Origin of the sequence: Leptospira tipperaryensis, from assembly GCF_001729245.1 — a bacterium.
In the GTDB taxonomy this organism is placed as follows: Bacteria; Spirochaetota; Leptospiria; order Leptospirales; family Leptospiraceae; genus Leptospira; species Leptospira tipperaryensis.
The window spans coordinates 284049-305327 of sequence record NZ_CP015217.1; the positions used below are offsets into that span (position 1 = coordinate 284049).

Here is a 21279-nt window from a genome sequence, read left to right on the forward strand (position 1 = left end):
AAGAGAGATTATGAATTCTATCAAGTCAGCAGTTTGTGTTTTTTGCGGTTCTCGTACCGGTAACGATCCTATTTATACAAAGGTCGCGCAGGATTTAGGGGCCTTGCTCGTAGAAAAAAATCTCGATCTCGTTTACGGCGGCGCTTCTTGCGGGATTATGGGAACGATCGCGGATGCGGTGATGGATAACGGCGGCTCCGTTTCCGGAATCATTCCTGATTTTCTGACTTTAAAGGAAATCAAACACGATCGTGTGAAAGATCTGATGATCGTTTCTTCGATGCACGAAAGAAAATTTAGAATGTATGAAAAGTCCGCAGGTTTTATCGCTCTTCCCGGAGGGATCGGAACTCTCGACGAACTCGTGGAAATCACAACTTGGAATCAACTCAAACTCATCACAAAACCATTAGGTTTATTGAATATAGACGGTTACTTTGACCATCTCCTCAAGCAGCTGGACAGAATGGTGAAAGACGGATTTATGGATTCGACTACGAAAGAAGCCTTGATCGTTTCGGAGGATCCTTCCGAACTTTTGGATTTGTTAATCCGGAAGTTTTGAAATTTTCTCTTCTCGAAAAATAATCATCAAACCGTGATCTGTTTTTTTTGGAATTTCTCGAAAAGGAAATGAGTTCTTCCGAAATTCTATCTGAGACGGACTTTAAGTCCGTTTTCAAGAAGTTTTTTCGGTTCGATACTTTGTCGGATCAAGGATGATTCTAAGCCTTGGAAGAATCGAATTTTCAACGTGAAACTATTCTTTCTCAGGTTCCGGTTCTAAGATTTGAATCAATTCTTGTTTTCCGGTTTCTTTGGCAAGATCCAATGCCGACTTTCCATCCAAATTTTTTAAGAATGGAGAAGCGTTTTCGTCAAACAAAAGCCGGATGATCGGGATCTGCTCGTGAATCACCGCGATATGAAGGGGAGTGTTTCCTTCTCGGTTGATCGAATTTGGAGGAATTTCGAGTTTAAGAATCGTCCTACAAAGATCTTCGTCTCCGGTTTTTACGGCCTCAAAAAATCTTTCTACGAGAACCTTTTTAAGAATTTTGACTGCGTGATGATATTTCTGTCTTTCCGCCTCTTCCAAACCGGTCTTTCCGGAAGTGTTTACTTTTAGAGGATCGGCTCCGATTGTAAGAAGTCTTTCGAGACATTCTACGCTATCGTGTGAAGCCGCGAGTAAGAGGGCCGTGTTTCCATCTGCATCACGATTTTCTAATATAGATTTGCTTTCTTCCTTTTCTAAAAACAAATCCAAAATTTCAAAATCATTGTGAAGCGACGTAAGATGAAGAATGGTTCTTCCTTCCGAATTCTTCTTTAGAAAATCGGCGTCTTGATCTAAAAGATATTCTACGATCGAAAGATGTCCGAGATCCACCGCGAGAAGAAGGGGAGTATATCCTTCTCCGTTTCGTTCTTCCAGATCGGGTCGCGGCTCTTCGTTTTCGTAAACCAATTCTAAGATTTCTACGTTTCCCGTGCTGACCGCTTTTGTTAGAGGTGTGTTGCCCGCAAAATCCTTCTTACCACAATCGGCGCCGGCACCCAAAAACGTTCTTATCAGGTCTTCGTTTCCAAGATCCAGAGATGTTAGTAGAGGAGTTTCTCCGCGAGAATTGGTTTCGTCGGGATCGGCGCCTACTTCTAAAAGGAGTTCGATGGCTTCTAAATCTAAATTCTTAACCGCCCAGGAAAGAACGCCTGAACCATAGTTGTCCCTATAGTCTTTCAACCAATCGGTAAGAATTTGCTCTCCTTCCATTTCGGAAAGGAGTCTTTTAATTTCTTCATTCTTCCCGGTTTTGACTGCGGAAAAAAGGTCGATCAGTGATTCAGAAAAATCAGTCAGAAAAAATTCTCCAAAAGAGTATAGAATAGAAATAGCGTCGGTATGGAAAACAATAGTCCAATTCCCGGAAATGCCGCCGAAAGCAAAGGTCTAAATCCCATCTGGAGGGAAACGATCGAGGCGGTAATCATCGGAGCCATTCCCGCTTCTAAAACAGCAACTTTTATATGTTTCGGGTTTACTTTCAAAAAGAAATAGCAAAGGAATATCAAAATCGGCGCAAAAAGCAATTTATAAATTAGGCCAATCAAAAGCGCGCTTCCAAAGGAAGTTTCAGATTCTATTTTTTGGGAATCTTTGTTAGGAAACTGCAATTGAAATCCGACCGTAAATAGAGCCATTGGCACCAACGTTTCTCCCAAGATTTTAAACACGGAATGGATCTCTTCCGGGATTGTGAAAAGTCTTAGGGAAAACGAAAAAAGTAAAGCAAGAAACGGCGGGAAAGTAAGGAGCTTCTTCAAAATGGATTTGAAGATTCTTTGATCCTTTCTTTTTTCATTCTCCGGAAGATATCTTACCGCTAAAATGAATCCCGGGATTGCGAGACAAAGAAAGGTTCCGAATTGATCCGCGATTAAGACTGCGTTTGTCACTTCTTCGCCGTAAAACATTCGTAAGATAGGAAGTCCTACGAAAGAAGTGTTTCCGAGTCCGCAACAGAGAGTCACTGCGATTCTGGTATCCACCGTCCAATCCAAGAATTTACCCGCGAAATAAAAGAATACAATCGAAGCTCCGAACACGAACCAAGGCATCAAAGCCAAGTAAGCAAACGAAAATTCTAAGAGCATGGATGGAACGTTCGCTAAGATGAGAGAAGGAAGGGAAACATAGATCACGAAACTTCCTAAAACCTGCGCTGAATTTTCAGGAAGAATTCTCCCGCGTTTGAGTAACCAACCGGCAAAGAGACAAACTGGAATTAAAATAAAATGCGTCATCCGATGACACACTGGAGAGGGGAAAGTATAGGGCAAGAGTTTTAGAAATAGCCCGCTGCCGGAATTGAACCGGCGACCTTTTCATTACGAGGGAAATGCTCTACCCCTGAGCTAAGCGGGCGGAATGATTCCATTCGAGAAAAGAAAGATCTTCGCTACAATCTCCGGAACAACAGGGTTCGATGTTCGTTTTGCAAAAACCGCACTGACCGTGTCCGTGGACGTAAACTACTTCAGAAGATAGATGACAAACGGGACATTCTTTCTTAAGATCCATCTTTTCTCGACTTCTTGAATTCTTTTACCATCATTGCTGTGATGCTGTCAAGAGGTTTCACTTGTTCTTTGAGTTCCGGTTTTTCGTGACGGGAAGAAAACGAATAACAGGAATTCTTAACTCCTCTGTCTTTCATCCACCAGTGACGCCCGATTTCCCTTCTTTCTCGAGCGGGAAGATCGCCTTCATACATTTTATATTCGTCGAATTGTGCGGGAAAGTTTCTTTCTTTTAGATAGAAAGCGTAGGCTGAATGAAAATTCATCGCGGCATTTTGAATCAACTCGTTGATATGAAGACAGCCTAAGGTTTTATCCGCTGGAAAATGATTCATCAGTTTTGTATAAGACATTTCTTCGCCGACTAAGTAATCGTAATTTCGAATCGCGACCGGACAGGTTTCGTAAGGAACCCGTTTTTCTTCCACTCCGGACTTTACGATTTTCATCGTAGTCAAATCCACTTCGAGATAAAGAGTCATATCGTGGTAAGGATCGTATTGGTTTACTTCTATGATACAAAATGGAGGAGATTCTTCCGGAAACCAATAGTATCGACTTTCGTAGTTTCTTTGAAAATCCGTATTCCTAAAACGAATTCTATCTTTGATTTCCTGTAACATATTTATCCAAACCTTGCAATATTCGAAAGAATCCTTTCTAGAAAAAGTATGCTCTAAATTCTTATTGGTTCATCTTTTTAAAACACTCGATTCCCTAAAGAATTTTTTAGGCTTATTTTCAATTGCTTTTTTTACGTTTCCTATTATCTTCAGTCCGGCTTAGATATGACATCCTTCTTTTTAGAAAAATCGTTTATGGTAACCGGCGCCAGTTCGGGAATCGGAAAGGCGCTCGTTTTGGAACTTAACAGAAAGGGAGCCATTGTCGGCGCTCTCGCACGTAGAAAAGAACTTTTAAAAGAGTTAAAAAATGAAGCCGCTTATCCGGATAAAATCATTCCTCTTCCGGGCGACGTTTCCGATTCTTCTCAACTCAAAAAGATTACGGAAGATTTTAGAAAGAAAGTTCGACGCATCGACGGGATCATCCATAGCGCCGGAATCAGCATGAGGGCCCTCGCAAGAGAGACCGAGATGAAAGTTTATGAAAGTCTAATGGACGTAAACTTCTATCCTCTTGTACATCTTTTCAAACTCTGTGAAACGGAACTCAGACAAAATCAAGGTCATTTTGTTGCAGTCTCTTCGCTTCAAGGAAGATTCGCTACGCAATATCGCTCCGGTTATGCGGCGAGCAAACACGCGGTGCAGGCTTTTATGGACAGCGTTCGACTGGAAACTTTCGACAGTGGGATGCACGTTATGACAGTATCTCCGGGTTATGTTAAAACGGACATTTCAGTCAAGGCGTTGTCTTCAGACGGTTCTGCTTATGGAATTATGGATGAAGGAATTAAGAACGGACTTTCAACGGAAGTGGTTGCCGAAAGAATTTTAAAAGCGATCGAGTCCGGTAAAAGAGATTGTTATCCTTCTCAATTTAGAGAATTGTTCGCGTTTTGGGTCAGTAGATTTTCGCCTTCTCTTTTAGATAAACTTTTGAGAAGAGCGAGAGTAACTTAATCTTATCTTCCCGGAAGATCCCAGACAAGACGGATGCCGGCTCTTCGGTCCGTTTTTAAATTGGGAATTCCGCCGAAGGATCTGTGGTAGGACGTTGATTCTTCTTTGTTGGAAGAAAAAGAACCGCCGCGAATTACCTTGTGCATTTTTCCGAACGCGCTTCTTTTGAGAGAATGTCCTTTGTAAGGAAGATAATCCGAGCTCGTCCATTCCGCGACGTTTCCACACATTCCGATCACTCCGTAAGGGCTCGCCGATTTTTTTGCGAGTTCGTAAACTCCGATCGTATCCATACGTTTGCTTTCGATCGTATTACAAAGAACGGGGTCAAAATCGTTTCCAAAAGGATATTCGAGAGGATTGGGATAAAAAGAATACGACTCATCCCGATTGATCATCCAAGTAATTCCGGTTCCTCTTGCGGCCTTTTCCCATTCCATTTCAGTGGGAAGTCGTTTGCCGGACCAACGCGCGTACGATTCCGCCTCTCTGTAAGTAAGTCCGTTCACCGGATGATGCTCTTTTCCGGAGGGATAGATTCCGTTCGGCCAATGCGGAGGCGGCGGGTTATTCGTCTCTTTTAAGAATTTTGAATATTCTTGATTTGTAACTTCGTATTTATCTATGTAAAACGAGGAGACGTCCTGGAGATTTCCACGATCCGGTTTAAAATAGAACGGATTGTAAGTGTCTTCGGATGCGTCGTTACCTTGTCCGTGTAAGAAAAATCCCATAGACTCATAAAACAATTCTCCGTTTTGTTCGTAACCGCCGGAAACGAGAACCATTTCTTTTCCATCTTTCGGATGTCTGAGTTGTTTTATCGGCCTCGTCCTTCTTCTTTCATCCGTAAAAAACGCTCCGGGTTCCACATAGGCAACTTCTTGTTTGTAGTCTTGGATAAAGGTTCCTGCGGCAAGGAGACTTTCCGGAACGCCTGCGTTTGCGGTAAAAGATCCAAAGAGTTCTACTTCGTTTGCTTTTCTTCCGCGAGAAGTGGATTGATAAGCGACAGAGATTTGGCGGATCGAGAACAAGCCGATTTCCTTTTCGGGATTGGTTTGTAAAACGGGATACTCTTGTTTTCTCGCGAGAATGGCTTTGATTTCCTCTTCTTCCTTTCCGTAAAAAACCGATCCTCTGCGAATTCGAATTTTTACTTTTCCTTTTCCTCGGTAGACGGCTTCGACTTCACCTTTCCAGAAAGGCACCATTCTCAAATTGAGAGATTGGTCTTCTTGGTCTTGAGGGAAGAGCATTGCCGATTCCGTTCCGATCCAAAAAATAAAAAGAAGAATGAGCAATTTTGAAAATGTAAGAATGCGTTGTCGGATCATATTCTCGAATCGTTCCGGAAAGATTTGGATTCTTCTTAAATCTTCGGCAAAAATCGTACGCTTCAAAGGAGAATTTTAGGGGGAAAGTGGATTTTGAGAATTTCGTCTTTAGAGACGGATTTAGGATTGCAAGAGGATTTTTGGTCGATCCACTTGTTCCGACAAACTAATAGGCTTCTGAAAAACACTTGATTACGGACTTTAAGTCCGTTGCTCATAGGATTTCGAAGATTCTTATCTTGATTCAATCGGAAATCAAAGAATTTTTTTGTAGGAACTCCTAAAAAGAAAAACCCCGTCTTTGTAAGGACGAGGTTTTGAAAGTTTCTTTTTGGTTTAAGAAGTTCTTATTTCTTCTTTGCTTTGTAAGGAGGAGGACCTGATTTTTTATTTCGATCCCCGCCACCGGCTCCTCCGGCGCTTCTTCCGCTGCCGCCACTTCCCCCGAACTTGGAACGTGAACCTCCGCCCGCGCCACCTCCACTCGGTCTTCCGGAATAGCTTCGATCACGATTGTAACCGCCGGATTTACGTGAAGGTTTTCTATCGTCGAAACGTTGCTCGGCTTCGAACTTAACACTCGCGTCAAAGGTTCCGCTATCCTTGTGAATCGTAAGTTTGAAAAGGGCAGCTGCGATATCAAGAGCTGTGTATTCGGTTCCCATCAATCTTTCGATCTGATTTACGTATTCGCTTAAGTGACCGCCGTCTACGAGACCTCTGATCTTGGTTGTATAAGAATGGATTTTTGTTTCTTCAAGATCGTCTAACGTTGGAATTTTTCCAGGTTCGATTTTTACGCCGTTTGCACGTTCGATTTTCTTGAGATTGTAGATTTGTTTTCCAACGATAAAAGAGAATGCGATTCCTTTTTTACCGGCTCTTCCCGTTCTTCCGATTCTATGGACGTAGTCTTCTCCATCTCTTGGAAGGTCGTAATTAAAAACCGCTTCGACGTTGTTTACGTCGATTCCTCTTCCCGCCACGTCGGTTGCTACGAGGATCTCGACGGTTCCGTTTCGAAAACCGTTCATCACTTTGTCTCTTTGTTTTTGGTTGAGATCTCCATGGAGACCTTCCGCAAAGTAGCCGCGCGATTTTAATAATTCGACTAACGTGTCGACTTGCGCTTTTGTATTACAAAAAACGAGAGCGAGTTTGATGTTTCTGTGTTCGATCAATCTTGCGAGGGCTTCGCCTTTTGCGCTTTCTTGAATTTCAAAATAGATTTGTTCGATTTTTGGAGCGCTTAGTTTTTGATGAGTAACGTCGATGATCTGAGGACTTTTTTGAAAACGTTTCATCATATTCAAAATGTCGTCGGTCATAGTTGCGGAAAACATGATTGTCTGACGTTCCGCAGGAGTGTCTTTCAGGATGATTTCCATATCATCTCTAAACCCCATGTCCAACATTTCGTCAGCTTCGTCTAAAACTACAATTTTGATTTCGTCGAGACGTAGAGAACCGCGTCTCATGTGATCCATCATTCTTCCCGGCGTTGCGATTACGATCTGAGGATTCTTTCTTAGAGCTCTTAACTGTCTGTCGATTTCTTGACCGCCATAAATCGGAACGACTTCGAAGTTTCCTTTGTATTTCATCAGCTTTCTAAATTGTTCACTGACTTGAATTACAAGTTCTCTAGTCGGACAGAGGATCAATGCTTGGAGGCTTTTAGAATTTACTTCCAACATTTCGATCGTTGGAATTGCAAATGCGGCCGTTTTACCGGTACCAGTTTGCGCGTGTCCGATGATGTCTTTTCCTTTTAGGATGACCGGGATTGCATCCGATTGAATCGGAGAGGCTTCTTCAAAACCCATTTCTGCAATTGCATTTTGGATTTCGGTGGATAAGTTTAGTTCGCTAAACTTGAGTTTCTTCATAGATGTTCCTTTCAAAGTATTGAATCATCCCATATTCCGGGAACCTCTAATACTTTGAATTTTCAAGATGAACTATCCGGAAGATCAAAAAGCCAATTAAAACGAGAGGAAGGCTGGAATCAGGAGATATTTTGTGTCTCTGCGTAGATAAGACACGCTGTATTACTACAGTTTAAAAATGGCCTATTTTTACAAGGACAAAAGAACGGATAGAATTTCGTTTTGATTCCATTTTTCGAATTCATCAAACAAAACAATATTGGAGAAAAGAAGATTTTTCCTGAATGGATCAAAGAAGCGTAATTACTTACACAGGTAACTTCAAAAATTCTTATATAATTGAAAGAGATCGGAAGAATCATCTCTATTCGGGAAGAGTTTAGAGATGATTCTTAGAGATTGTTTATTTCAGAATCGATTTAGAATTGAGCCGTCATCGAAAGATATGCGAATTGAGCCTGAGGTAGAAAACTTGTTTTTCTAAATTCGGGAGAAATCGAATCGTCGTTTACTTTTCCTCGAATCGCATCGCCCGCAAAAATCCAACTGTAACCCAACGCCCAAATGATGTCTTTGTATTTGAGAGTATAGACCATATCGATTTCTCTGAATAAGTTTTTTCCTAACGTTCCTACTCCTCTTTGTGATTCGGCGCCTTTCTCACTTTGTAGATACGGATTCTTAAAACGATCGTTTGTATAAGATTCCGTGCTCGCGCCTTCTTTGAGAGTTCCAGTGATATCATACCAACCGTCTTGAAGTTTTTGTTTATCCACGACCCAATAGGCGAGTCTTAACTTTCCTTTTTCGGCCCCATCCCAGGTGAGATTTACGGACTTGCCGATCATGTTGACCCAACTTACTTGGTCCGCTTCTCCATAAAAGATATGGTTGGAATGAAATAAATTGGAGAAGGTCGCAACTTTACCATCTTTGCGATTCGGATCTCCGCTGGCAACGTCATACTCTGCACCAAGTCGAAATGAGCCGATGGTATAACCCATATCCAATGCGTAAGCATAGGCGTCGTAAGCTTGTCTTTCTTTATATAAACTTTTAGTAATGGTCTGTCCTGTGAGAGGATCCACGGTGGAAACGTTTGTGTTTAACGAGTCCCAACCCGGAGTCACGTTCCAACCGGTTTTTCCTGTTTGAGCCGAATACTCAAAAGAGAAATCAAGCGGAGTTTCCGATTTTTTATCCTTCGTTGTTTTATTAGAAATTCTGAATCCGAATGTATGAAGTTGATCGTATCTGGAATCGCGAGGAACCGTTTCCGGATTTGCAAGTAAAAGGATTGTAGAATTATTCTGCGGTAGCCATTTCTTATAGAGACCGATGTAATACGCATCCAAGTGAAGATGTTTTGAGAATTTAATCGTGTTATAAAATCCGGTGAAAGTAGAATCGCCTTGTTGTTGTTTCGGAATATCGGCCGAAAGTTTACAAGGAGTGTTCGTATTAGCAGGACAATTGTACTGAGTCGGGAATGAATTTTTTTTACCGAGTGAAGTACTGTTACCGACGATATCGGAATCTTGTTCTCCTACGATCATAACCCATGCATGTGAGGAAAAAAATTCTTGATCCAATTTAAAACGAAATCCGTTAAAACTCCTTCCGACGTTCGTCCAATCCAGCGCACCAACAAGTCTTTCGTCTCCGTATTTTAGGATTTGTCTTCCCGCCTGTAACGTGACCGGACCCAATAATTCCTTAGATTCGATCCAGGCTTCTCTTATGCCGACGGATTGTCTTGTGTTATCGTTTGCAGTATCCAAACCCGAATAGGAACCTTTTTCTCCTCCCCAGAGCGCGGAATCCTGCAAAGTGATTCTTACTTTTGTTTTTTCTGAAATGTCTTTTTCCAACCAGATCTGAGCTTTTGCGCCGACAAAAGAAGTATTATCATTTTTGAATCTATCAAAATCATAATTGTACTTCGCTTCCGGGCGAATTCGTATCATACCGCCGAATTTGATCGTTTCAAACCAAGGTAATTCTTTTTTCGGTTCTTTGGGAAGAATCGGTTCCTGTTTTTCAGGAGTTGCAGGTTGGCTCGTAATCGTGTTGTTTGGAACGTTAGATGGTGTTGCTTCCGTTTTTTCCTGAGCTTGAATTGCGATAGAAAAGGAAACAAACGAGAGAAATAAAAGAGCTACGGCTCTTGTTTTGTGAGATTTCAATTTCGGACCCTTTAAAATTTATTTTTTTGAAATTCATTTTTCGCTTATACTCGTCACTAAATTGGATTTTAGAATCTTGGAAACTTCCGGTCTACAGCTTCCGCATCCGGTTCCCGCTCCGGTTGCCTTTCCAAGTTCTTCTATTGTTTTGATTCCGTTTTTGATTTCTTCGCAGAGATTTCCTTCTCCGACCCCGTTGCAGGCGCAGACTAATTTTCCAATCACCGGTTTTCTGGGAGTCGAAGTTCCGGAGAGAAGTTGTTCTCTTCTTTCTCCGAGTTCTATACCGCTTGAAATCAATTCTCTAAATTCTTGAAGATTGGATTTGTCGCCGATCAAAATGGCTCCGACCAGCTTATCCGCCTTTATAATGCATTTCTTATATTTTCTTTTTTTACGATCTAAGAATACGATCTCTTCGTATTCTCCGGAGGGATCCTCTGAAATATCCATCGGAGTTTCCGCTAAACGAAGGGAAACCAAATCCAATTCCGGAATCTTAAGAAGATTGGAATGAACCGATCCTTTGTAAAAATCGAACGCGTAACCGTAGATATGATGAGCCGCGATTTTGGACTGATCTTCGGTCGCCGCTACGGTTCCATAAAGTCCGGAGGCGTGTTCAGCGACTTCACCGATTGCATAGATGTCCGGATCGGAAGTTCTAAGATACGGATCTACGAGAATTCCATGTTTGCAATCAAGGCCGGCGGCCATTCCCAATTGAAGATTCGGGGAAGTTCCCGTAGCGAAAACGATTCCATCCGGTTCGATGATTTGACCGTTGCTAAGTTTTACGTTTTGAACCTTAGAAGTTCCTTTGATCTTTGCGATTTCGGTTTCAAAAATGATTTCGATTCCTCTGGATTCGATTTCTTCTTTTAGAATTTGAGAAGCGGTCGGATCCAGTTGTTTCGACATGAGCCGATCCGTACGAACTAAAACGGTAACTCGTACATGCAGAGATTTTAATGCGGCCGCGACTTCTAAACCGAGTAATCCGCCGCCTACGATCAAAACGTGAGAATCTCTTACAAAAAATCCTTTGATTCTTTCTGCGTCCTCTTTGGCACGAAGACAAAAGATTCCTTCCATTTCTTTTTTGATCGTGCTTGGAACGTTAGGCGAGCTTCCAGTAGCAAAAATCAACTTGTTGTAGGAATATACGTTCCCCTCGAGGTCTTTGACAACTTTTCCTTCCGGATGAATTTGAGAGACTTCGGTATCGGGAAGGATTTTAAAATTCCAAGATTGAATTTCTTCTTCCGTGATCCCCATGAGATCGCCGAATTCTTTTTCACCGCTGATCAAATCGGGAAGAAGGATTCGATTGTAGAACGGATTTTTTTCCTTACAAAGAACCGTGATTTCGCTTTCGCTGTCCAAGGCGCGATAGTGTTTTAGAAACGCGAGGGTTCCATTCCCTCCGCCTATGATGAGGATTTTTTCTTTTTCTTTTCGATAAATACGAACGTTGACCGCTGAAATTTTAAATCCGGGTTGTTTTGAAAAAGGATCAAAGGCTCCGCTCGTCAAATTGTTAGCGCGGGAATCGTCTCTTCCCAGTTTTTTTCCCCAGTGCATCGGAAGAAAAACTACACCTTCCTTGATGTCTTCCGTGATCGCCGCTCTTACGCGAACCCTTCCCCTTGCATTTGCAACTTCAACGATCGATCCTTCTAAGATCTTTCTTGCCTTTGCATCCTTAGGATGAATTTCCAAAAAAGGCTCTCGTCTGTGTTCGTTGAGTTTACGCACTTTTCCGGTGCGGGTCATCGTATGCCACTGATCTCGGATTCTTCCGGTAGTTAAGATCAAAGGAAATTCTGAGTTTGCTTTTTCAGAAGAATCTTCCGGATCCACCGCGTGAATCTTCGCCTTGCCATTAGGTCGGTAAAATTTATGATCCGTGAATAAACGTTCGGTGCCTCCGTGATCCTTTGTCGGAAACGGCCACTGAACGGATCTTCTTTCCTTTAAAATATTATAATCTAGTCCTGCGATATCGATGTTAGTTCCTTTTGTTAAGCGACAATGCTCGTCAAAAACTTCTCCTTCGTCTTGAAACGCAAAGGAAGAATGAAATCCCATCTTGATCGCGAACTGATTGAGGATCCAAGTGTCCGGTTTTGCTTCACCCGGAGGATTTATGATCTGCGGGAGATAAGTAATTCTTCTATCCGAGTTTGTCATCGTTCCTTGTTTTTCCGCCCAACCCGCAGCAGGAAGAATCACGTCCGCAAAAGGGATCGCGGAAGAATCTTTGGAAATATCTTGAACGACGACTAATTCCGCTAAACGAAGTCCCGATTCTACAAGACGAGCGTCGGGAAGACTTACGGTTGGATTGGTACAGATAATCCAAATCGCTTTCATCTTTCCGCTACGAAGGTGTTCGAACATTTCCGTCGCGCTATATCCCGGTTTTTCTTGGATGGAATTTACTCCCCAGAATTGCGCTACTTCGGCTCTGTGTTGCGGATCGGCTAAGTTTCTATGTGCAGGAAGAAGATTACAAAGGCCGCCTACTTCACGACCGCCCATTGCATTCGGTTGTCCGGTAAGTGAAAATGGACCTGCACCCGGTTTTCCAATTTGACCCGTGAGAAGAGATAGATTGAGGAGTGCGAGATTCTTATTGACTCCGATCACGCTTTGATTGAGTCCCATAGCCCAAAGAGAAAGAAATCCCTTGGAGTTTCCGATGATCTCGGCGGCTGTGTAAATTTGTTCGGAGGGAATATTGCAAAACTTCGCACATTCCTCAACGCTTACCGAAAAAACTTTTTGCTTTAATTCTTCAAAGCCTTCTGTATGATTTTTTAGAAATTCGGAATCGATTCTGTTTTGTTCGATAAGAATTCTCGCTATCGCGTGAAAGAGATGGATATCGCTTCCAGGAAGAATCTGAAGATGAAGATCCGCGTCTTCGCAGCTCTCAGTTCTTCTCGGATCGACAACGATTAACTTTACGTTTGGATCGGATTGTTTTCTTGCTTCGATTCTGCGAAACAAAATCGGGTGACACCAAGCGGGATTCGCACCGGCGACTAAAAAACAATCAGCTAATTCTATGTCTTCGTAACTGATAGGAACGCTATCTTCACCGAGGGCCATCTTATAACCTACAACGGCTGAACTCATACAAAGTCTTGAGTTTGTATCTATATTATTGGTTCCTAAAAAACCTTTTGCGAGCTTGTTGACTACGTAATATTCTTCGGTTAACAATTGCCCTGAAACGTAAAAGCCCACCGAATCGGGCCCGTGTTCTTGAATGATTCTTTTGAAATCTTGTGAAACTCGATTGAGAGCCGAGTCCCAATCCGTTCTGATCTGCGGAGAAAAACGATCGCTTCGCATCATCGGATACAATAAACGATCGGAACGATCCAATACGGAATAGTTTAAGTTCATTCCTTTGGAGCAAAGCATTCCACGATTCGCGGGATGACTTGGATCTCCTTCTACTTTCAATTCATAATCGGAATGTTTGTGTACAAGTACTCCACATCCAACACCACAATAAGAACAGGTCGTAGAATACGTCTCTGAATGATTCACTTCCAAACTTATGCAAGAATGATACCAAAGATCAAACTGAGTTCATTTATAAAAAAGAAGTACCGAATGTAGATCCTTCTCAATGCTAAGGGAGCAGTTCCGAGCAATTTTTTATTTTTTCAATCCTTGTAACGCGAATGAAACAAAGCCTTCTTATCGTCTCGATTGATAAACGAAATGGAAAAAATACTCAAGTATGTACCGAATGCCCAATTTATAAACAGCGAATAACGTGTATTCAAATTTGCGAACTGAGGGAATTCAAATGCGAACAAGTCGAGTACATTTCTTCCAATCCGCGTTTTAACACCCATAAGCTGAGGGTAAATGGCGATTCTAAATAAAACTTAGATCTGGTACGGTTTTTGCTCTATATAAACTGGGAACTTCTCTTTAAAGTTCGCACACTTAGAAGGAAAATTGTAAATGAAAAAGTTTAAAGAATTTTTATCTGCCGGTCACTTTCCAACCTTACTTAGCTCTTTTCTTTATTTCGATTTTAGCTTTATGGTTTGGATGCTCTTAGCCGCTCTCGGCGTTTTTCTTGCCGAGGAATTCAAATTGAGCCCGGCTCAAAAAGGATTGATGGTCTCCATACCGCTGTTAGGCGGAACCTTGCTTAGAATCCCGATGGGTTTATTGTCCGATCGTTTTGGATCTCGTAAGGTTGCGTTGATTGGAATGCTCGTTACGATGGTCCCACTGGTCTTAGGATGGCAGTTTGGAAATTCTATGACTGAAGTTTATGCAATCGGATTATTGCTCGGAGTTGCCGGTTCCAGTTTTGCGGTCGCACTTCCTCTCGCAAGTAGAAGTTATCCCGCCAAATATCAAGGTTTGGTAATGGGAATTGCGGGCGCGGGAAATAGCGGCTCCGTCTTTGCTACCTTGTTTGCTCCCGATATCGCGCGTTCTTTCGGTTGGCACGCCGCTTTCGGACTCGCGTTGATTCCGATGAGTTTAGTGTTTATATTCTTTTTCTTTTTTGCAAAAGAAGACGAAATCAAACCTTCCGGAAAGACGATTTTGGAATATCTTGCTCCTATCAAATCCGGAGACGCCCTGGTTTTCAGTTTTCTATACAGTATCACATTCGGTGGGTTTGTAGGACTCGCGAGTTTTCTTCCGATGTTCTACTACGACCAATATGGAGCGGATAAAGTTACCACGGGACTCTACACGACCTATTGTATTATTGGTGCGAGTATGGTCCGTCCGTTTGGCGGTTATCTTTCCGATCGATTTGGAGGAGCTTCTGTTTTGATCGTAGTTTTGATCGCGGCTTCTCTCATTCTTTTTGGAATTTCGACACTTCCCGCGTTAGGCGTCATTTTACCTCTTTTTGTTCTTCTGATGCTTTGTTTGGGTTTGGGGAACGGTTCTGTTTTTCAATTGGTTCCTTCCCGTTTTAAAAAGGACATCGGTATCATCACCGGCTTTGTCGGAGCTTTCGGTGGATTCGGAGGTTTTCTCGTTCCGAATCTATTGGGTTCTTTGAAGTCTGCTTGGGGAACTTATGCCGCCGGATTTACCGCGCTTGCGTTTATCGTGCTCGTTGCGGCGGCCGTCTTATACGGAACGAACTTCTACGTGTGGAGTAAATCTCCGGACGAAGCGGACTTGGGAATGGAATCCGCTTAACTGAAAATTTTTCCGGAGAAATAAAAATGTCGAAACAAAAATTAGTTATTATTGGAAATGGGATGGTGGGACATCGTCTTGCCGAAAAGATTATCGAGTTTGGCGGAAATGAAAAGTATGAAATTCTAATATTCGGAGAGGAGCCTAGACGTGCTTACGATCGAGTACATCTCTCCGAATATTTTACCAATCGTTCCGTTGACCCGCTCTATCTTTCTAAAGAGAATTGGTATTCCGAAAATAAAATCGACTTACACCTGAAAGAAAAGGTGATATCGATCGATACAACTTCTAAAAAAATCGAAACGTCCTTCGGAGATTTTTATCATTTCGATAAACTCGTTTTAGCGACCGGTTCGGCTCCTTTTGTCCCTACCTTTGAAGGGATTGATAAAAAGGGGGTATTTGTTTATCGTACGATCGAGGATTTGGAACAAATCTTAGAATACGGTAAGTCTGTTCAAAAGGCAACCGTGCTTGGCGGCGGTCTCCTCGGTTTGGAAGCTGCAAAGGCTCTTGTCGATATGAATTTGAAAACTGACGTCGTCGAATTTGCTTCTCGTTTGATGCCGCGTCAGTTGGATGAGGCGGCTTCTTCGATTCTTAAATCTAAAATCGAAGAGCTGGGTGTTTTGATTCATCTGGAAAAAAATACAAAACGGGCATTTGGAGATTCTTCCATTGCGGGTTTGGAATTTGTAGACGGATCCGTTTTAGAAACGGAAATGCTCGTTGTTTCCGCGGGTATCAGACCGAGAGATGAGTTGGCGAAGTCTTCCGGAATTTCAGTGGGCGAGAGAGGCGGAATTCTCGTGAACGATTCTTTGGAAACGAATGTTTCAGGAATCTATTCTATTGGAGAATGCGCGCTTCACAAAGGTATGATCTACGGTCTTGTCGCTCCCGGATACGAGATGGCCGAGATCGTAGCGCATAATCTTTGTTATACGGCAGATTCTTCTAAACAATATGCAGGTTCCGATCTTTCTACAAAATTAAAACTGATCGGAGTGGACGTCGCTTCTTTTGGAGACGCGCTGGGCCAATCCAAACATATACCAATCGCATTCAAAAATCCTCTTACGGGTATTTATAAAAAGTTAGTAGTCTCGGAAGACGGAAAAACTCTTCTGGGGGGAATTCTCGTGGGAGACGCGAGCGCTTACGGCAATCTTCTTGCGCTCTATCTGAATAAGATCGAACTTCCGGCTGAACCCGAAAGTCTTATCGTCGGATCCGTTTCCGCCGAATCGTCGTTTGGCGCCGGATCTTTACCGGATGAAGCGAAGATCTGTTCTTGCAACAACGTTTCCAAAGGAGACATCTTAAGCGCGATTCGAAATCAAGACTGCCTGGAAATGGGTTCCTTGAAAGAATGTACGAAAGCGGGAACCGGTTGTGGCGGTTGTACTCCGCAAGTAAACTCTCTTCTCAAAGGAGAATTGAAAGCGCTTGGAAAAGTAGTAACCGAACATCTTTGCGAACACTTTGCTTATTCCAGACAAGAACTCTTTCAAGTGATCAAAGTCAAAAAATTGAAAACGTTCGAAGAGGTTCTGACCAGCAGTGGAAAAGGATTGGGTTGCGAAACGTGTAAACCTGCGGTTGCTTCCATTCTCGCGAGTTTATGGAACGAAACGATCGTACATAAAAAACACAGAGAGATCCAAGATACGAATGATAAGTATTTAGCAAACATTCAGAGAGGTGGGACGTATTCCGTTGTTCCGAGAATTCCCGGCGGAGAAATCACTCCTGAGAAACTCATCGTCATCGGAGCCGTTGCAAAAAAATTCAATCTCTATTGCAAGATTACCGGCGGTCAAAGAATCGATCTTCTCGGTGCAAGGATGGAAGACCTTCCCGATATCTGGGGCGATCTCGTGGACGCAGGTTTTGAAAGTGGACACGCTTACGGAAAAGCAATGAGAACCGTAAAGAGTTGCGTAGGTTCTACTTGGTGTAGATACGGAGTACAAGACAGCACGTCCTTTGCAATTCGTATCGAAGAACGTTATCGTGGGATTCGTTCTCCTCATAAATTGAAGGCGGCAGTTTCCGGTTGTATTCGTGAATGTGCAGAAGCGCAGAGTAAGGACTTTGGAATCATCGCTACTGAAAAAGGATGGAATCTTTATGTCGGCGGGAACGGCGGAGTTACTCCGCAGCACGCGCTCTTGTTGGCCGCCGATATCGACGAAGACACCTGTATCAAATACATCGATCGTTTTTTAATGTTCTACATTAGAACCGCGGACAAGTTGACTCGCACCGCAGCTTGGCTCAAACAACTGGAAGGCGGAATCGATTATCTCAAAGACGTGATCATCAACGATCGTCTCGGAATCAACGAACAACTCGAAGCCGAAATGCAAACGCTCGTCGACAGTTACCACTGCGAGTGGAAAGCCGTTGTGGATGATCCTGAAAAACAAAAGAAATTCAAACACTTTGTAAACAGCGATCAGCCGGATGCAAACGTTCAGTTCATCGAAGAACGCGGTCAAATCCGTCCTGTGGATTGGGTAAAAGAAGAAATTTCAGTTTAATAGAGGAGGAAGGAGTTTTCATGGAAACAGCGTTTGTAGAAAAAATTTGGATCGAAATCGCTCCGGTCTCCGAATTCTCCCAAGATGGGGGAACGTGCGCCAAGGTTGGAGACGAACAAATCGCAATTTTTCATTTCCAACAAGGAGATGAGTGGTATGCTTGTGAGAATCGCTGCCCGCATACGGGAGACATGGTCTTATCCAGAGGACTTACCGGAGACTCGAAAGGGGAACCGAAGGTTGCCTGTCCATTGCACAAAAGATCGTTCTCTTTAAAAACGGGAGAATGTATCTCTGGAGATTCTTATACGGTTCGTACCTTCCCTGTGAAAGTGGAAGATGGAATGGTTTATCTCGCAGTCGACTCTTCCTTGGTAGCGAAAGAATGAGTTAAGAGGTATGGTGTATGATACGCGACGGTTTTGGAAGGAGTTTTCAAACTCTAAGAATCAGTCTTCTGGATCGTTGCAATTTTGCCTGTACCTACTGCGTGGATGAAGACGTCCGTTTGTCCCGGAAGAATTCTTTTTTGGAAGTGGATGAATGGATTCGTATCGTTCACGAACTTCATTCTTTGTTACATTTAAAAAAGGTAAGACTTACCGGAGGAGAACCGACTCTTTATCCGCACTTGAAAATTCTCGTTCGGGAATTGAAGAATTTAGGAATCCCGCAAATTTCTCTGACCACGAACGGTTCGATTCTTTCGAAACAAGCATCGGATCTAAAAAACGCGGGATTGGATTCGATCAACGTTTCTCTGGATGCGATGACGTCGGAATCCTTTCAAACGATGAGTCGACGTTCTGCTTTTAAGCAGACTTTGAAGGGGATTGATGCAGCGGTGGATTCCGGACTAAAGGTTAGAATCAATTGCACTTTGGTAAGAGGAAAAAACGAAGATCAGATCATTCCAATTCTTGAATATTCATGGAATAAAGGAATTCTTCCTCGATTTTTGGAGCTGATGAAGATGGGTTATTTACAAAATTCGGATACAATCCCCATCTTTTCTCAAAAGGAAATTTTAGATCGTGTGGAAGAGCACTACGGAACTTTGACTCCTCAAACGAGAAAGTTATCTTCCACCGCAAATTATTGGAATACTGAAAACGGAAATTCTTTCGGTATCATTGCAAACGAGTCCGCTCCTTTTTGCAGCGATTGTGATCGTCTTCGTTTGGACAGTAAGGGAAGTCTTTACGGTTGTCTGAGTTCCTCCACTGGGTTTCCGTTACCGAAGCTCAGGGAACAGGGAATCGATATGGAACAGATTCTTATCTTGGCGTTACGTCAGAAACAAGACGTTCGTTTTAAGGGAAGCGATCTTACGATGATGGCAATCGGAGGTTGAAGATGGAAGTGGCGGTAAAAACATTCGGAATCTTAAAAGATCACTTTCAATCCGACTTCGTATTAAATTTAGAATCTCCGGTTCGCGTTTTGGACGTGGTGGACGAGATGAGAAAGAAAAAGCCGGAAACGAGTCAGATCCTGGAAGTATCTCTTTGGGCGGTTCAGGACAAGATGGTCGGAGCCGATCGAATCGTAGTTGAGGGAGAAACCGTTTTGATTCTTCCTCCTTTGAGCGGAGGTTGATATGTATCTTCAAGAAGAACCGATCGATCTAAACAAAATACTTTCTCAAGGACACGATCCTTCCTGTGGAGCGGTTGTGTTATTCAGCGGGGAACCCAGAGATACCGCGAACTCGAACAAACAAGTGACACATTTATTTTACGAAGCTTACGCGCCGATGGCGGAGCCGATGATCGCGAAAATATTAGAAGACGCGATCGAAGTCTTTCATCTAAAAAAAGCGATCTGTGTTCATAGAACCGGAACGGTCTATCCGGAAGAATCTTCCGTTTGTGTAATTACCGCTTCTTCTCATCGTAAAGAAGCTTACGAAGCCAATCGATATATCATAGATCGTGTCAAACACGAAGTTCCGATTTGGAAAAAGGAATTTTATTCCGATCAAACTTCCGAATGGACTCTCAATTGTGCGGGCTGTGCGGCCGGGGCAACAGGACATGAACGTTATACGCCATTGAAGGTGAATCGATGACGGAACGAAAACCGAAAGGACTCGTTCTATGCGGAGGAAACTCCAGCAGAATGGGAAGGGACAAGGGATTACTCTCGACGGAAGGAAATCTTTGGGTCGATGAGAGAGTTGAAACCTTGTCTCCGTTTACCGACGGTTGTCTGATTTCGATTCGGGCTGAACAAAGGACCGAATACACTAAACTAATTTTAGATAGAGAATTTGTGGAAGATTTCTACGAAAACATCGGGCCGATGTCCGGCATTCTTTCGGCCCACGATCTCTACCCAAATGAGGATTTTCTGGTCCTTGCCTGCGACATGCCTTCTCGCGATCCTTGGATATTTTCCGAGTTATTAAACTTATACAATTCAAACCCCGGAAAGAAGAGTTATTTTTTTACACTGGAAGGAAAAGTCGAACCCTTTCCCGCTATCTACACTTCCGAATTGTTAAACGAAGTCGGTTTAAAAATAAAAAAATCCGATTTCAATCCGTCTCCGAAAAATATTCTCGAAAGATCGAACGGAATCGGATCGGACGTTCCGAAGGAACATTTTAGAGCATTCTTAAATTATAATACTCTTACGGATTTGACCGTAGCCGGAAATTCAAAATGAATCCGAACTATGGAAAAGTTTATCTCGTCGGCGCGGGACCGGGAGATCCTGAATTGCTGACAAGAAAGGCGGTTAAAGTTCTTCGCCAAGCGGACGTCGTTTTATATGACGATCTCGTTGCTTCTCGAATTCTGAGAATGTGCCGTAAGAAAACCGAGTTGATCTATGTCGGCAAACGACTGGGACAACACAGTTGCCAACAGACAGAGATCAATCAAAAGCTCGCCGATATGGCCCTTCAATACAAGGTCGTAGTACGTCTGAAAGGCGGAGACCCTTCCGTTTTTGGAAGAGTGGGCGAGGAAGTAGAATCTCTTTTGTCGCTCGGAATCGAATGTGAGATCGTAGCCGGTATTACTACGGCTTCCGGCGCCGCCGCTCATCTCGGATTTCCTCTGACACATCGAGAGTATTCTAAAGAAATTTTATATTTATCCGGGCACGGAAAGAATGGAAAAAATTCCGAGAGTTTTAAAAATCTTTCCTGTGAAGGAAAAACTCTCGTAGTTTACATGGGTTTGAATTCTTTAGAAGAGATTGTGGATGATTTGATCTCTTGCGGAAACTCGGAGACGGTTCCGGTTGCGATCATAGAAAATGCAACCTTAGAATCGCAAAGAATGATCACCGGTACTTTGGGTAGTATTCAATGGATCGCGAAAGAAAAAGAAGTGCGATCTCCGGCTTTATTGATCATTGGAAGTATAGTTCATTTTTATTTGGAAATGGATTCTCTTCGATCGCTTATCCACCGTCCGTATTCTCTCAGTTAG

General features: G+C 42.8%; 18 protein-coding genes, 1 tRNA gene and 1 pseudogene. 11 read left to right on the forward strand and 9 right to left on the reverse strand.

Going from position 1 to position 21279, the window contains the following annotated elements; genetic code table 11:
• Nucleotides 1-10: 10 nt before the first annotated feature.
• A complete protein-coding gene (locus tag A0128_RS01405) occupies nt 11-565 on the forward strand; it encodes an LOG family protein (RefSeq protein ID WP_069605894.1) in 555 nt (184 codons plus the stop codon).
• Between the two features lie 195 nt (nt 566-760).
• On the opposite strand, the gene A0128_RS01410 is transcribed toward A0128_RS01405, so the two are convergent.
• The 5 genes from A0128_RS01410 to A0128_RS01425 form a co-directional block, all read right to left on the reverse strand.
• Nucleotides 761-1777, reverse strand: a complete 1017-nt coding sequence (locus A0128_RS01410; protein WP_069605895.1) for an ankyrin repeat domain-containing protein — start codon at nt 1775-1777, stop codon at nt 761-763.
• An 83-nt stretch (nt 1778-1860) separates the two neighbouring features.
• Complete coding sequence (locus tag A0128_RS01415; RefSeq protein WP_069609034.1) at nt 1861-2808, reverse strand: AEC family transporter; 948 nt, start codon at nt 2806-2808, stop codon at nt 1861-1863.
• 49 nt (nt 2809-2857) lie between these two features.
• Nucleotides 2858-2929, reverse strand: a tRNA-Thr gene (locus A0128_RS01420).
• Nucleotides 2909-3085: a hypothetical protein gene (locus A0128_RS21980; protein WP_156781745.1), complete on the reverse strand. Its 177-nt coding sequence runs from the start codon at nt 3083-3085 to the stop codon at nt 2909-2911. The genes A0128_RS01420 and A0128_RS21980 overlap by 21 nt, the downstream gene beginning before the upstream one ends.
• A complete protein-coding gene (locus A0128_RS01425; protein ID WP_069605896.1) occupies nt 3075-3713 on the reverse strand; it encodes a DUF2889 domain-containing protein in 639 nt (212 codons plus the stop codon). Before A0128_RS01425 ends, A0128_RS21980 begins: the two co-directional genes overlap by 11 nt.
• A gap of 159 nt (nt 3714-3872) precedes the next feature.
• On the opposite strand from A0128_RS01425, the gene A0128_RS01430 reads away from it, so the two are divergent.
• Nucleotides 3873-4670 carry an SDR family NAD(P)-dependent oxidoreductase gene (locus A0128_RS01430; protein WP_069605897.1) on the forward strand — a complete coding sequence of 266 codons (798 nt, stop codon included), beginning with the start codon at nt 3873-3875 and terminating at the stop codon, nt 4668-4670.
• Between the two features lie 2 nt (nt 4671-4672).
• Here A0128_RS01430 and A0128_RS01435 read toward each other — a convergent pair whose 3' ends face one another.
• Both A0128_RS01435 and A0128_RS01445 read right to left on the reverse strand, forming a co-directional pair.
• The gene (locus A0128_RS01435; RefSeq protein ID WP_245667220.1) at nt 4673-5929 is read right to left on the reverse strand and encodes a formylglycine-generating enzyme family protein; all 1257 of its coding nucleotides are present in this window, start codon (nt 5927-5929) and stop codon (nt 4673-4675) included.
• 425 nt (nt 5930-6354) lie between these two features.
• Nucleotides 6355-7896, reverse strand: coding sequence for a DEAD/DEAH box helicase (locus A0128_RS01445; protein ID WP_069605899.1), 1542 nt, complete (start codon nt 7894-7896; stop codon nt 6355-6357).
• Between A0128_RS01445 and A0128_RS22305 the strand changes: the two are divergent.
• Nucleotides 7883-8072 (forward strand): annotated as a pseudogene (locus A0128_RS22305) (hypothetical protein). The gene A0128_RS01445 and the pseudogene A0128_RS22305 sit on opposite strands and share 14 nt — an antisense overlap.
• A gap of 243 nt (nt 8073-8315) precedes the next feature.
• Here the strand turns inward: A0128_RS22305 and A0128_RS01450 are convergent.
• Both A0128_RS01450 and A0128_RS01455 read right to left on the reverse strand, forming a co-directional pair.
• Nucleotides 8316-9962: an alginate export family protein gene (locus tag A0128_RS01450; RefSeq protein WP_245667221.1), complete on the reverse strand. Its 1647-nt coding sequence runs from the start codon at nt 9960-9962 to the stop codon at nt 8316-8318.
• Between the two features lie 153 nt (nt 9963-10115).
• Entirely contained in the window at nt 10116-13646 is a 3531-nt protein-coding gene (locus tag A0128_RS01455; RefSeq protein ID WP_069609036.1) for a nitrate reductase, read from the reverse strand.
• Between the two features lie 426 nt (nt 13647-14072).
• Here A0128_RS01455 and A0128_RS01460 point away from each other — a divergent pair, with 426 nt between their 5' ends.
• Genes A0128_RS01460 through cobA form a run of 8 tightly spaced genes read left to right on the forward strand, consistent with a single transcriptional unit; the run spans nt 14073 to nt 21279 of the window.
• A complete protein-coding gene (locus A0128_RS01460) occupies nt 14073-15287 on the forward strand; it encodes a nitrate/nitrite transporter (RefSeq protein WP_069605901.1) in 1215 nt (404 codons plus the stop codon).
• A gap of 26 nt (nt 15288-15313) precedes the next feature.
• The gene (gene nirB / locus A0128_RS01465) at nt 15314-17836 is read left to right on the forward strand and encodes a nitrite reductase large subunit NirB (protein ID WP_069605902.1); all 2523 of its coding nucleotides are present in this window, start codon (nt 15314-15316) and stop codon (nt 17834-17836) included.
• A 20-nt stretch (nt 17837-17856) separates the two neighbouring features.
• Nucleotides 17857-18225, forward strand: coding sequence for a nitrite reductase small subunit NirD (nirD, locus tag A0128_RS01470; protein ID WP_069609037.1), 369 nt, complete (start codon nt 17857-17859; stop codon nt 18223-18225).
• A 17-nt stretch (nt 18226-18242) separates the two neighbouring features.
• A complete protein-coding gene (locus A0128_RS01475) occupies nt 18243-19190 on the forward strand; it encodes a GTP 3',8-cyclase MoaA (protein ID WP_069605903.1) in 948 nt (315 codons plus the stop codon).
• 2 nt (nt 19191-19192) lie between these two features.
• Nucleotides 19193-19435, forward strand: a complete 243-nt coding sequence (locus A0128_RS01480) for a MoaD/ThiS family protein (RefSeq protein ID WP_069605904.1) — start codon at nt 19193-19195, stop codon at nt 19433-19435.
• A 1-nt stretch (nt 19436) separates the two neighbouring features.
• A complete protein-coding gene (locus A0128_RS01485; RefSeq protein ID WP_069605905.1) occupies nt 19437-19907 on the forward strand; it encodes a molybdenum cofactor biosynthesis protein MoaE in 471 nt (156 codons plus the stop codon).
• Nucleotides 19904-20506 (forward strand): molybdenum cofactor guanylyltransferase, encoded by a 603-nt coding sequence (locus A0128_RS01490; RefSeq protein WP_069605906.1) that lies wholly within the window; start codon nt 19904-19906, stop codon nt 20504-20506. Before A0128_RS01485 ends, A0128_RS01490 begins: the two co-directional genes overlap by 4 nt.
• Entirely contained in the window at nt 20503-21279 is a 777-nt protein-coding gene (gene cobA, locus A0128_RS01495; protein WP_069605907.1) for a uroporphyrinogen-III C-methyltransferase, read from the forward strand. The genes A0128_RS01490 and cobA overlap by 4 nt, the downstream gene beginning before the upstream one ends.